15 protein-coding genes are annotated in these 12,717 nt (G+C 49.8%); 5 read left to right on the plus strand and 10 right to left on the minus strand.

Going from position 1 to position 12,717, the window contains the following annotated elements; genetic code table 11:
* Positions 1-275 precede the first annotated feature (275 nt).
* The gene (locus tag KDM87_RS11960; RefSeq protein WP_212679539.1) at positions 276-521 is read left to right on the plus strand and encodes a hypothetical protein; all 246 of its coding nucleotides are present in this window, start codon (positions 276-278) and stop codon (positions 519-521) included.
* Positions 522-537: 16 nt separating this feature from the next.
* Positions 538-1,383, plus strand: a complete 846-nt coding sequence (locus KDM87_RS11965) for a PA4780 family RIO1-like protein kinase (RefSeq protein WP_212679314.1) — start codon at positions 538-540, stop codon at positions 1,381-1,383.
* Between the two features lie 134 nt (positions 1,384-1,517).
* Here KDM87_RS11965 and KDM87_RS11970 read toward each other — a convergent pair whose 3' ends face one another.
* Positions 1,518-2,504: a phasin family protein gene (locus KDM87_RS11970; RefSeq protein WP_212679315.1), complete on the minus strand. Its 987-nt coding sequence runs from the start codon at positions 2,502-2,504 to the stop codon at positions 1,518-1,520.
* Between the two features lie 292 nt (positions 2,505-2,796).
* On the opposite strand from KDM87_RS11970, the gene KDM87_RS11975 reads away from it, so the two are divergent.
* The gene (locus KDM87_RS11975; protein ID WP_186885031.1) at positions 2,797-3,168 is read left to right on the plus strand and encodes a nucleotide pyrophosphohydrolase; all 372 of its coding nucleotides are present in this window, start codon (positions 2,797-2,799) and stop codon (positions 3,166-3,168) included.
* Between the two features lie 24 nt (positions 3,169-3,192).
* Here KDM87_RS11975 and KDM87_RS11980 read toward each other — a convergent pair whose 3' ends face one another.
* Together KDM87_RS11980 and KDM87_RS11985 are read right to left on the minus strand one after the other, a co-directional pair.
* Complete coding sequence (locus KDM87_RS11980; protein WP_212679316.1) at positions 3,193-3,663, minus strand: hypothetical protein; 471 nt, start codon at positions 3,661-3,663, stop codon at positions 3,193-3,195.
* Positions 3,664-3,807: 144 nt separating this feature from the next.
* Positions 3,808-5,079 carry an MFS transporter gene (locus tag KDM87_RS11985; protein WP_212679317.1) on the minus strand — a complete coding sequence of 424 codons (1,272 nt, stop codon included), beginning with the start codon at positions 5,077-5,079 and terminating at the stop codon, positions 3,808-3,810.
* A 384-nt stretch (positions 5,080-5,463) separates the two neighbouring features.
* On the opposite strand from KDM87_RS11985, the gene KDM87_RS11990 reads away from it, so the two are divergent.
* Together KDM87_RS11990 and KDM87_RS11995 are read left to right on the plus strand one after the other, a co-directional pair.
* Positions 5,464-6,042: an outer membrane beta-barrel protein gene (locus KDM87_RS11990; protein WP_212679318.1), complete on the plus strand. Its 579-nt coding sequence runs from the start codon at positions 5,464-5,466 to the stop codon at positions 6,040-6,042.
* Between the two features lie 240 nt (positions 6,043-6,282).
* Positions 6,283-6,921, plus strand: coding sequence for an outer membrane lipoprotein (locus tag KDM87_RS11995; protein WP_212679319.1), 639 nt, complete (start codon positions 6,283-6,285; stop codon positions 6,919-6,921).
* A 214-nt stretch (positions 6,922-7,135) separates the two neighbouring features.
* Here the strand turns inward: KDM87_RS11995 and KDM87_RS12000 are convergent, their stop codons facing one another.
* From KDM87_RS12000 to argP, 7 genes are all read right to left on the minus strand, one after another.
* A complete protein-coding gene (locus tag KDM87_RS12000) occupies positions 7,136-7,609 on the minus strand; it encodes a hypothetical protein (RefSeq protein WP_212679320.1) in 474 nt (157 codons plus the stop codon).
* Positions 7,610-7,835: 226 nt separating this feature from the next.
* On the minus strand, positions 7,836-8,261 hold the full coding sequence (locus KDM87_RS12005; RefSeq protein WP_212679321.1) for a DUF6691 family protein: 426 nt from the start codon (positions 8,259-8,261) through the stop codon (positions 7,836-7,838).
* 13 nt (positions 8,262-8,274) lie between these two features.
* On the minus strand, positions 8,275-8,703 hold the full coding sequence (locus tag KDM87_RS12010) for a YeeE/YedE family protein (RefSeq protein ID WP_212679540.1): 429 nt from the start codon (positions 8,701-8,703) through the stop codon (positions 8,275-8,277).
* A 127-nt stretch (positions 8,704-8,830) separates the two neighbouring features.
* Positions 8,831-9,253 (minus strand): glutathione S-transferase N-terminal domain-containing protein, encoded by a 423-nt coding sequence (locus KDM87_RS12015; RefSeq protein WP_230407746.1) that lies wholly within the window; start codon positions 9,251-9,253, stop codon positions 8,831-8,833.
* Positions 9,254-9,486: 233 nt separating this feature from the next.
* Complete coding sequence (locus tag KDM87_RS12020; protein WP_212679322.1) at positions 9,487-9,840, minus strand: FlxA-like family protein; 354 nt, start codon at positions 9,838-9,840, stop codon at positions 9,487-9,489.
* Positions 9,841-10,195: 355 nt separating this feature from the next.
* Positions 10,196-11,656: an aminoacyl-histidine dipeptidase gene (locus tag KDM87_RS12025; RefSeq protein ID WP_212679323.1), complete on the minus strand. Its 1,461-nt coding sequence runs from the start codon at positions 11,654-11,656 to the stop codon at positions 10,196-10,198.
* Between the two features lie 92 nt (positions 11,657-11,748).
* Positions 11,749-12,636, minus strand: coding sequence for an HTH-type transcriptional regulator ArgP (gene argP, locus KDM87_RS12030; protein WP_212679324.1), 888 nt, complete (start codon positions 12,634-12,636; stop codon positions 11,749-11,751).
* Between the last annotated feature and the right edge of the window lie 81 nt (positions 12,637-12,717).

Consider the following 12,717-nt stretch of genomic DNA (forward strand, 5'->3'; position numbering starts at 1 on the left):
TTGTAGCCGAGAAAAAGCATGGATTTCCGCTTGTCGATCGCGAGTTATGGCGAATGTTTGTGCGGCCTCACGTGTACAATGCGATCTGAAACAGTTGCCACTCAGATGTGGCTTCGCATCCGGGCAGATGCGTCAATGCTGCGGTGATCCTGATCGTGTGCTGACTTACCGCTGCCGGAGATGTCTGGCGCTATTCATCACGCGCCGGATGGCATGCAATCAATGTAAATAATATACATCGCGCGACAAGCGCTTTTCCCAAGGATCCCCTTATGATGACCTATGAAGAATATCTGGATGAAGTCACCACGCTGATGACAGAAAAATTTGATCTCACTGATGACGCTGCGATTAAGCACGTGATGCGCGCACAGGCGAATGATTTCTTTACGTTGCACGACGATCATCCTGAAATGCGGACGCAGGAACGCGCAGAGCAGGATGCCCAGACCATTTACGATCAGCGCAATAAATCACGTCCGCATACACCGCCACAACGTACCAGCAAGCCGCGTAAGTGAATATGACTGCGATGGCATGAAAACACCAAAAAGACTACAGCCGCTGGTTGAAGAGGGCTTGATCGATGAAGTGCTGCGGCAGCTAATGAGCGGCAAGGAAGCCACTGTCTATGTTGTTCGTAGCGGCGAAGATATTCGCTGTGCAAAAGTCTACAAAGAGGCGAGCCAGCGTAGTTTTAAACAAGCGGCTTCTTATCAGGAAGGGCGTAAGGTAAAAAACAGTCGCCAGGCCAGGGCGATGGAAAAAGGCACGCGTTATGGCCGTAAGATGCAGGAAGAAGTCTGGCAAAACGCCGAAGTCGATGCCCTTTATAAGTTAGCTGCAGCCGGTGTGAAAGTACCGACGCCTTATATTTGTTTTGAAGGCGTGTTATTGATGGAACTGGTGACCGACGCTGACGGCAATGCGGCGCCAAGGCTGAATGATATTGCCTTGTCGGCAGAGCTGGCATTGCAATATCACGCACAATTATTGCATCAGGTAGTGCTGATGTTGTGCGCAGGTGTTATTCATGGCGATTTATCCGAGTTCAATATTCTGGTTGATGGCGACGGCCCTGTCATCATCGATTTGCCGCAGGCGATTGACGCTGCCAGCAATACCGAAGCGGCAGTGATGCTGGAGCGCGACGTGGCGAATCTGGCATCGTATTTCGGGCAGTTTGCACCGCAGTTGAATGACACTCAATATGGCAAAGAAATCTGGAAGTTGTATGTTGCAGGTCAGCTCACACCTGAAACGCCGTTAACTGGACATGTCGCCGCCGATACCCGTCCGGTGAATGTGGGCGAAGTGATGCGTGAAATTGAGTCGGCTATTCTGGAAGAGCAGGAAAGATTAAGGCGCCTCGCTGAGATGTAAAAACAGGTGCGCAGTCTGATCGCGAAGAATCACAATGCGCTCTTACGCCTGACAAGGGTGGAATGAATGAAATAAAAAAAATCCCGACAGAAGTGTATCGGGATTTTTTATTTCAGAGGCGTTGCAGCTTGTTGTTATTGGCGAACGCGTTTTTTCGCACCGGTTGCAGGGCTGGCTTTACCTTTATAGGCTGGTCTGCCGCCTGCTTGTGGAAAGGCAGGTTTATCGCCTTGCAGATTTTTAGTTGGCGGGAACGGAAATTTCACGGCCGATTTTTTTTCCAGAACTGCAGCCTTTGAGGATGCCTCTGCAGCTGTATTTGCCGTATTTACCGGAGCTACCACTTCTTTTATTTGTACTGATGTAGTAGGTGCAGCAGGGGATGTTTTCTGTACTTCTGCTATGGCTGATTTTGCTTCAGTCTGAGCCGGAATCGCTTTTGTCGCTACTGCTTTTTTGGTCGTTTTGGGAGCCGTCGCTTTTGTTGTCGGAACAGCGGCTTTTGCCGGTGTCGCAGGAGCGACCGATTTTGCCACCACCTTTGCTACCGTTTTAGTTTTGCTGGTCGTTACCGCTGCTTTTTTTGTTGCTGCTGGCGGCTGACTGACGGTCTTTTTGTTAGCACTGGCTTTCACATCCGGTTCTGGTAAAAGTGAAATTTGCTTAGCGCTGGTGCTGCTTTTGATTTTTACTGGAGATACCGTTTTTGTACTGACCGGGCTTGCGTTCAGTGATTTCTCCGCGACGACGGGTACCGCTTCGGTATTGGTGATTTTTACCGAAATCAGATTATTTTTACCTGCGTTGGCAAGATGCAGAAATGCTTCGCGCGTATCGCTGGAGATAGTCGCCAGTTCTTTGCCGTAGGCGAGCAAACTATCGATCTGAGGTTGTCGCTGCGTTTGTGCCAATGCTAATAATTCTTGAGGTCCGCTGCTTGATAATACCTGGCGAGAACTCGCGCTTACTTTTTCCACTGTGTCTTTGATTGTTGCGAAGTTGAGCGCAATCATTTTTTCAAGGCCTTGAAAGGCGGTGTTTGAGAATGATTGCAAAAGTTCCAGCTGTTTGCTCAGCTGCTCTTGCGCAACGACGGAAATTTGTGTTTGAATCAAAGGCATGAATCTCTCCTTAAAGGTGGATAAGACGTTTCAAGCGTTAATTTTGATCAGGAACGCCTGGTAAAGTGATCGCACAAATGAATCTTGAAATGATCGGTAAAACTGACCGCTAACAACGCAGCAGGAACAATCGTTTCTATTCCTCTTCGCTTTGCGCATTCACTTTGATCCGGTAGCTCTTCAAAAATGGCGCAATGCCGCAATCCGCATTCTAACCTTGGATCTGCCTCTCTGCCATTAAAAAATATTGCAGTGCAATAAAATATCTCTTTTACGTTTGATGGAAAATGACATGGCGAATGAATTCGCAACGACAGACAGCCTGAATGATTTACGTGCGCAATTGCGTCAATTTACGGCGGAACGCCAGTGGGAACAGTTTCATACCCCAAAAAATCTGGCGAGCGCCCTGATTGTGGAAGCGGCTGAATTACTGGAACCTTTTCAGTGGCTGAACAATGGCAAGGCCGATGAACTCGGCGCGGAAAAATTACAGGCGGTGCGGCATGAAATGGCCGACGTTATGGCATACCTGATCATGCTGGCAGATCAGTTAAATATTGACCTCATTGCGGCGACGAATGAAAAAATTCAGTTGAATGCGCGGAAGTATCCGAGTGATATCGTTCGTGGTGATGCTCGCAAGTACAACGAATATGAGTGATCCGATTGCGTCGTCAGATAGGGCTTAAGCAACTCTGAAGAAACTACTCAGCGGGTCATTTTCCAGTGTTCTTTTGGCTTTTTCTAAAAATACCGTGTGCTGAAAATCTTGCATGGAAAATGGAAAACCTTTGGCGGTCAGCCACGCACAAGCTTCTTCCGTGGTCGTGCAGACATAAAAATCGTCACCAGGAACAATGCCGGAGTTACGTTGCACGATATCCAGATGAAACCGGCTTGGGCATACGAAAGCGATGCACTGACAGCCATGCGTAATGGCCCAGTCACGCATCGACGTATAAGCTTTTAAAGCGACGGTGGGAGCCATTTCCCAATATTCACCTTGCGCCAGGCTTGCCCATGCTACACCCGTCGGAGCGATTGCTTTATAGTCTTCAAACATGGCTCTGACACCCTGTTCATTAAAATTGCCTGCAAAAGCGCGTACAACCACGTTACGCACCCGACTCACTTCCCACTCGCCGTGTATCTTCATTATTTCACCTGTAAAGCCAGCTGGAATTTTAATATTGAATTGAGTGCACTATGTGAAAACAATCGTTAAGTAAGTGTGAGTAAGTAAGGTAAGTGTGAAGAAAAAAACAGCGTTTTCCTTGTTCTAATCACATTCAAGGTAATTTCAATGTGCTGATGGCATATTTCCGGCTTGCCGATAGAGTTGAGGAATTTTATTTTTACTCAGAATCACCATAACGACACTGGCAAGCGCCAGCAATAACCAGTTGAGGCGAGGGCTGTCGAAATGCTGTGACAGATCGAAAAGTATTCCGCCTGCAAGGCTGCCCACCATATTTCCCATGCTTTGATACAGCATTTGTTTCGACATCAGTTTTCCTGTATCGGCGTGAGTTTTATCCGCAAAACGCGCCGTCAGCACGTCTAACGATGGGCCATAAAATACTTGTCCGAACGAGAGCAATACCGCTGAAACGATAACGGCAGCGGCAGAGTGCGTAAATACAAGCATGAGCAAAAAACTCAGGAAAAGACAGCCATAGCCGATTTGCAGGAAGCGGAAATGATCTCTGATTCTGATCGCACGTTTAGAAATCGGAATCTGAAAAAAGATGATCACCAGTGCTGATATCCAGAATGGTGTGGATACCGGAATATCCGGTGTGAATTTAGGAATGTGCAGACTGAATCCTATCATCGGCTGTATGGCAAAACACCAGAACATCGCGTTGGAGAGATAGAAAAGAATGGGTAATTCGGCTGCGCGCTGTCCTGTCGTCGAGGCTCCTGCGCTGGCTGAATTTGTCTGTAGTGTTGATGCGTGCTTTTCCTGCTGTGCCAATGCGGTATGTAAAGCCAGATATTGTTTTTCATGTTCAGAGATTGCCCGCATTGCGATCAGCATAAAAATACCATAAGCAATGAAGGTGATCAGGACGATCAGAAATACCAGGCGTAAGCTTTCATGCGGCACCCAACTTGCCATCAGATAACCGCTGACCAAGCCCATCCGTATTGCGAACGCGAGGCGACTGAATAAAGACGACTGATCCAGATCACGGAGTTTCAGCAGATAATTTTTCAAGCCTGGAAATGACAATCCGCTGCCGAAGCCAGCGAGAACAGCAAACAACGCGAGTGCCCACGCCTGCTGCAGAAATGCCATGCAATACAGCGCAATTCCTTCGAGAAAAATATTCCCGCAAACCATCAGCGGGTGATTGACTGCACGCGAAAACCGGCTACCGGCAAATGAACCAATGACGCGACCCAGATTCAAGCCGAAAAGGATGGAGGCCGCCCAGAAGCCGGAAAAGTTCTTTCCTGTTTCTGAGACGATCAGCGGCGTATACAAAGCGACGCCGCCGGAAGCAATGGCCACACCGATGTAGATCAAATATGAATTCGCGAGCGAGTTAAATTTCTTGTTGTGCATACTAAAAGGCGTAGCTTTGATGAATGGCTTTTTACCGGGTTGAGGCAGAGATATCTGCAGAAGTGGGGGCCGCGTGGCATCGGTTATTTTGATACGAACCAGAGCCGTTATTGTACGCTGCCACCGCTCTGAATATGTGGGATTTCATTGCCAGAAGTCGTCGTGATGATGTCGCTCCCCCGGCCTTTTGTAACGAATTGAAAGGTCGCAGATTCCGGTACTTGCTGTTTCATCACGGGAGACTATCAGGATTTTTATTTCAAAAAAAATTCCTCGCTGCCAGACTATTTCCACACTTTAAGCACAACTTGTCGTGCTGAGGCTGAGCTACATAGTCATTGTGTAGCAATGAATTGTAAGACGTTGGATAACCTGAGGAGTCACATGATGTTGAATAAAAAATTGGTTGTTGGAATGATTGCTACTGCTGGTTTTATGCTGAGTGCAGCCGCATCTGCGCAAGTGTATGTTGGTGCGACAGTCGGTAAAGCACATTGGAATGACGATTGCAAAAATGTCGTTTCATGCAGTACCAGTTCAAACACTTACAAGTTATTAGGCGGTTATAACATCGACAAAAACTTTGCAGTTGAAGCGAGTTACTTTTCTCTGGGAACCATTTCTGCAACTGGCAATGTTGGCGGTACGAATGTGTCTGCCGATATGAAGGGCAAGGGTTTTGAGGTTTCCGGTTTGTATAAATATGAATTCACCCCTGAACTGAGCGGGTTTGCTAAATTGGGTCTGGCGAGTATCAAGGCTGAAGGCAGCGGCGCAGTTGCAGGCGTCGGCGCCTACAACGACAGCACCACATCAACACAGCCAGTATTTGGTTTTGGTGCAAGCTACAAACTGACCAAAGAGCTTGCCTTACGTGGCGAATTTGAAACCCGAAAAATCAAATTCAGCGGCGACAAAGAGGCTGTTAATAACATCTCTGTAGGTTTGCAATATTCGTTTTAATCATTGAACCAGACAACGGTGCCCTGATGCACTGTTGTCTGGAAAACGGTGGCATACATTCTTTGCGATGTTGTCGCCCGTTGGCAGGAAAACTGAACTTATCCTGATCTTTATTTTGACGTGACTGCCCGCTGTTGTTACATGTACTTACGATTAATACGGCAGTCGGGTCAACTTGATGAACACATGTTTCGTTGAGATATCCATACTTCTGTTTTAATTTTTTAATGGAGCCGGGCTATGTCAGATAATCAAACAAATAAACGTATTCATCCACTTGTTGCAGGTGCTGCGGTATCGGTAATGCTGGTCAGCCTGATCGGTGTTGCAGCGATGACCGGAGTCTTGCCTAACTCTAACAGCAAGACTGTGCCGGACAACGCCAATGCCAATGCCGTGGCGATGAAAGATGCCGGCGGCAATAATCAGACTTCATTCTCACCATCAAATGAGCCAGTGCAAAACACTGCGAAGCAGGGTTCCCGTTCTGCTGGCTACGATAATTCCGGCAATGTAAGGATTGCGGAACGTAAGCAGGATGTTTGCGATAATTGCGGTGTCGTAGAATCTGTGCGCGTGATTGAGCAGCAGGCATCCCAAGGCAGCGGTGTTGGCGCTGTTGCCGGGGCTTTACTTGGTGGTGTATTGGGTAATCAGGTTGGCGGTGGCGATGGTCGCAAACTGGCAACCGTGGCAGGTGCTGTCGGTGGTGGTTTTGCCGGTAACGCTATCGAGAAACGTACCCGTACCACGACCGTTTATGAAGTGCGTGTGAAAATGGAAAATGGCCATGTGCGTACTTTCCACCCTTCGACTCAGCCGGGATGGCAGTCGGGTGATCGCGTCAGAATCGTTAATGGTAATTTGCAGTCGGCATAAGACCATCGATCAGTTGAATTCAGTTTTTATCTCTCAATATACATGCGCTTGCCAGCACAGAAATGCTCTGGCAGGCGCATCAGATATGAGGGATTGAATGAGAATCTGACTATATAGTTCTCCGCCCAAATTCCCGACACATTTGCAGCACAGATTCATCATGTAGTGTGTCAAAAAAATGCAGCACCAGCTTATTGCTCATCTTTGGTTCCGCTTAATCTGGCCGACGAAACTCGTTCTCTATCCACCGCAAGGCGTTTTTTCTGTCCAGCTTATAGTTCGCCGCAACTTTTACTTTCGCCAGTTCTGCGCCGTCAGCATCGAGGGCACTCAGATACGCATACGGATCATCTTCATCCGGCACTATATCCAGCATGATTTTATAGTCTGCCTCATCCGTGCTGAGCTGCAGACTTTTGTGCAGCAGTGCGTGCAATTGTTGTTCATGACGGCGGATCACTTCTGACGCAGTTTTGACTAGCGTACCGAACGCGTTGGCATCCAAGGGTTTAGGATTTTTTTTATCGCGTCCCATGGTCCATGGACCAACCAGCGCCGGTTCCGGCTCGCCATCTTTCAGCATTGCCACTGCCCAGCCTTCATCGTCATCGTTTTTGATAACTTTGGCTGTCCAGCCTTTGTCGCGCCACAGGCGAGCTTCAAAAATCGCTTGGTCTTGTTCTGGCATAGTCTCTTCAAGGTTATCGAAGTGATCGCCGGTGTTTGGATGAGTGTGTTGCAAAAGAAATTCTCTGTGAAAGCAAATACAGGCGACATCCTACACGCATCGCGGCACCGTGGCAGGTTTGATGTGGATACTGAGGCAAAAGACTTTGCAAAGGCGCATGTTTCCTGAATGTGCGTCATACGGGCGTCATACGGGCGTATAGCGGATGCTGCGGGCAGCATTGCTGTCAGACCGTTTTTCTATGCTGATCGAAACGGTCAACCAATAACATACCAGTGATCATCGCCAGTAAAAATCCAGCGCCTTTGGCAATGCCTGCGCCTAGTAATACGATTGCAGGACCCGGACAAATACCTGCCATGCCCCAGCCTATGCCAAACAGCAGGCTGCCGCCAACGAGGCGCAGATCAATCACCGAGATCGTCGGGAATTGCATAGGTTCTCCGAGCAATGAAAGCGAGCGCCGGCGTAACAGTGTGAACGGAACGATCGCGACGGCGATGGCGCCTCCCATAACGAAGGCCAGCGAAGGATTCCAGACGCCCGCCAGATCAAGGAATGCGAGTACCTTGGCCGGATTCGCCATTCCTGCAACGATCAGACCCAGTCCAAATATCAGGCCGCAGAATGCCGCGGTGATCAGTTTTTTCATGTTCTTATCTTTCTCAGAACAGGTGGCGTACGACATACACGGTCAGAAAACCGCTGGTCATAAATGCGAGTGTCGCTACGACGGAACGCGGAGACATGCGCGCCAGACCGCAGACACCGTGGCCGCTGGTGCAACCCGAGCCGAGGCGGGTTCCGATGCCAACCAAAAGACCGGCGATCAGCAATGGGATCCAGTCCGTATCCAGCGTGATTTCAGGCAATGCGGAAAACTGGCGATAGATCAGCGGTGCGGCGATCATGCCTAGTGTGAACATGGCGCGCCACGCCCAGTCTCCACGCACCGGACGAAACAGCCCTGCAACGATGCCGGTAATACCAGCAATCCGCCCCAGACTAGCCATCAGCATGACTGCTGTCAGACCGATCAGGACGCCGCCTGCGAATGAGGTCGTCGGCGTAAATTCATTCCACGCAATCTGCATCACTATTCTTTCCATATCTGAGGTTTAAACGGAGTCCCTTTATTTATGGGCTTGCTGGTAGCAAAATCGCTGGAAAGCCTTATCTTTATTGAGACTTCACAACCTGTCGCTCGCCACATAAGGAAAATCAGGCAAATTGCTGTTGCAGATAGCGGATGATATCGCCTGATTCATACAGCCAACGCACCTTGCCTTTGTCATCGGTGATCTGCAGACAGGGGACTTTCGGGCTGCCACCCTGTGTCAACAGAGTCTGGCGATGTTCCGCCGATTTTTGCGCATCGCGTAATTCGATAGAGAGCGACAGTCGGCGCATTTCCTGACGAACCTTGATGCAGAATGGGCAGGTCGTGAATTGATACAAGGCCAGTTTTTGACAGGCGGCATCGACTTTTGCCTGTTCCGCAGGCGCGCGAACGATGCCTTGCGGTGCACTCAGGCGTTCTTTGAGCAGCATGAAAGGGCCGAGTATGGCCCGCAATAATCTGAAAAAAAGCTTCATTGGTTCTTTCTTAAACGGTTTGCTGGCTTGCAGCAAGAGGAGCGTCATTGTAAGTCAGAACGGCAGATACCTGCTGATGCGTACTGGCTGGCAGAGTGCGTCGGATGCGGACTTTTGCGGGGATGGCAGAGCGAAATGCGGTCGGGGCAACAAACTCAAGGTAATAAATTCAATGCAACAAATTTAAGGTCATCAAATGTCCGGCGCAGACAACTGAGGTGTAACACCGCCGGTTTCGGCTGTGACCTCTGAGCACATCGTTTTCATCGACTGTGGATAGATTAAATGTACTGATCGATACGGTTGCCCAGCGTTTCCGTCGGATGTACGGCTGGTGCCGCATTCTGGGTATCCTGGATACTGGTGGTGGCATTGTTGCTTGCTGCCTCATTGACGGCTTGGGACTGTTCCAATTTCAGACGGGCAATTTTTTGCTCTACTTCAGCAATTTGCAGCCTGAGTTGCAACATTTGTCGTTGCGACACTTCGGTCGTTGCTGTTTTTTCTGCATCAGTCAACTCTTTTTGTAATGTGGCAAGTTGTCTTTGCAGTGCGGCGATTTGCGCATGACTGGCTGCGCTGATGGCTGAGGTGCTGCCGACGGCGGTGGCGGCATCGACTGGATAGACGGGCATATATCCCTCCGGCGAGATTGAACTGTATTTCGATCAGCAGACTTTGCTGGTTCATTGCAGAGTCGGTTCACACACCATCGACTGTCTGCTTGTTGACGTTAACGGCACAAAAAGCGTCAACCTCAGGGGAATGATCAAAATAATCAAAAAAACAACAGCACCAGCGAGCAGCTTGGTGGACTTGCGGGATAGATGTGGAATATCGACAGGACATTTCATCCGTCTTCTATATTGGATGCGGCTTCTGGCCTGAAAACCGGCTGTAAGCCACAATCAATAAGGAGATGAGAAAACAAAGTGATGAAGTTAATGCAGACGCATGCCGTTTCGATCGCATGCGCCTGACTGCGGCAGATTATTTTGCCGGGATGCGTTCCAGCACGGCCAGCAACAGCGTCCAGTATTGACCGACGGTCTCGATATTCACCATTTCGTCGGGGCCGTGTGGATAACGGATGGTCGGGCCGATGGAAACCATATCCAGTTCAGGATAATGTTTTTTAAACAGACCGCATTCCAGTCCGGCATGAATCACCATGATCACCGGTTCTTTGTGATAAATGCTTTGGTAGGTGTCTTTGACAATCGCCATCACCGCTGAGCTGGTATCAGGCTTCCATCCCGGGTAGCAACCGGAAAACGCGATCTGTGCACCCGCCAGATCGCTTAGCGATTGCAGTGTGCTTTCGATATTTTCACGACCGCTATCGATCAGCGAACGAATCAGACACAGGATAGTCACTTTGTCTTGTGAGGTGCTGATGACGCCGACATTCAGCGAACTTTCGGTGACGCCGGTGATTTCATCGCTCATACGGATCACGCCGTTCGGGCAGCTATTGATCAGATTGATCAGTTTGGTCTGCGTCGCTGTTTGCAACACTTGCGCAGGCGCTGCTGTACTTTGCAGGCTCAGTGTTAATGCGGGTTCCACTACGGCCAGCTCGGCTTGCAAGATCGCCTGATACTGAGCGACGCGTTGTTCTAATAAGGCAATGTGCGCCGGGGCGATTGTAAAGCTGCATTGTGCTTCGCGTGGAATCGCATTACGCAACGAGCCGCCTTTGATGTCAGATAAAGATAAGCCGAGTTCCTTTGCATGTCCGGCAAGGAAGCGGGCGATCAGTTTATTGGCATTGCCGCGTCCCAGATGAATATTCACACCGGAGTGGCCGCCTTTCAGACCTGCAATGCTGAGCGTGAATGCCTGCTGATCTGCTGGCGCTGGCTGCCATTGCATAGCAAGGCTGATTTCTGCATCCACACCACCGGCGCAACCCATGTAGATTTCGCCTTCCTGTTCCGAATCGGTATTGATCAGGATCTCTGCATCCAACATGCCCGCCTGTAAGCCGAACGCACCGGTCATGCCGGCTTCTTCATCGATGGTCAGCAGCACTTCCAGCGGGCCGTGGCGTATATCGTCCGAACCCAGAATCGCTAACGCAGATGACATACCGATACCGTTGTCGGCACCCAAAGTTGTGCCAGTTGCTTTGACCCATTCGCCATCGATCCATGGCTGTATAGGGTCGGTCGTAAAGTCATGCTCTTTATCGGCGTTCTTCTGCGGCACCATATCCAGATGCGCCTGTATCACGACTGTTTTACGGTCTTCCATACCAGCGGTCGCTGGCTTGCGTATGATGAGATTGCCGACATGATCCACGACCACTGGCAGACCACGTTGTTGAGCCCATTGCTGGATAAATTCGCTGAGTGCTGCTTCGTGTTTGGAGGGGTGCGGGATCGCACAGATTTGTTCAAACCATTGCCATAAAGGCTGAGGGAAAAGTTGGTGAATTGCGGTAGTCATGATTGTCCTGTGAAGCCATGTGTGCTGGTACGCGCGGCTGAGGGCAAAAGTTTAACATAGGCATCCCGCTGATCCGATACTGGCGTTATTCTTCAGAGCAAGGCACGTCGCGCTGTTTCGACCAGTTTTGCAGACAAACGTGCCAGACGTGGCGATTGCACTTTCCAGCGATGCCAGTACAAGCTGACATCCACCGGGTGCGCTGGTGCCAGTCTGACAAGCCCGGATCCGCGCGGCATTTGTTTCAGCATTAACTCGGGAATCATGCCCCAGCCCAGTCCCAGTGCGATGGCATGGTTATACGGCGAGGTGGCAGGAATGTAGTGACGAGGAAACGCGTTGTCAGATAAACCGAAATGCTCAAGCAAAAATTGCGATTGCAATTGATCTTTACGATTAAATGTCAGCACCGGCGCCAAGCGGGCGCTGTCACGCTGCATTCCCTTTGGAAACCAACGCGTACAAAAAGCTTTGCTGGCAACCGCCTGGTAACGCATGTTTCCTAATACTTCGGCCTCACAACCCCGCATCGCTGCTTGCTGTGCCGATATACAACCAAGCACCATGCCGCTTTCCAGCAAAGTGTGGGTGTGCTCCTGATCATCAATACACAGATCCAGCAGTATGTTTTCTTTGATCAGAAAATCCGCCAGCGCAGGCAAAACCCAACTGTCCAGACTGTCTGCGTTGACGGCCAGCGCAATGCTGACAGGGGCATGCGGCTGATCGGAAAACGTATCGGCTAAATCCTGCTCCATTTCCGCGACGCGCCGCAAGTGCTGCAAGAATCGCTGACCGGCGGGCGTGGCGCGGCAAGGACGGCTGCGAATAATCAGCGTGGTTCCCAGTTGTGTTTCGAGCGCACGGATTCTTTGCGACAGCGCCGATGCGGTCAGATTCAGCTGTTGTGCTGCGGCTTCAAAACTACCGTTATCGATCACGCTCATCAGTGCTGCACATTGTCGGGTATCGAATTTCATTGTTAAGAAATTTTAATGTCATCGTAAATAAATTAAATTTACTTCAGCTTAGCCGTGAAGCGCTGCATCATGCAAGCATAT

It is taken from the genome of Cognatundibacterium rivi, assembly GCF_018139565.1.
Classification (GTDB): Bacteria; Pseudomonadota; Gammaproteobacteria; order Burkholderiales; family Burkholderiaceae_D; genus Undibacterium; species Undibacterium rivi.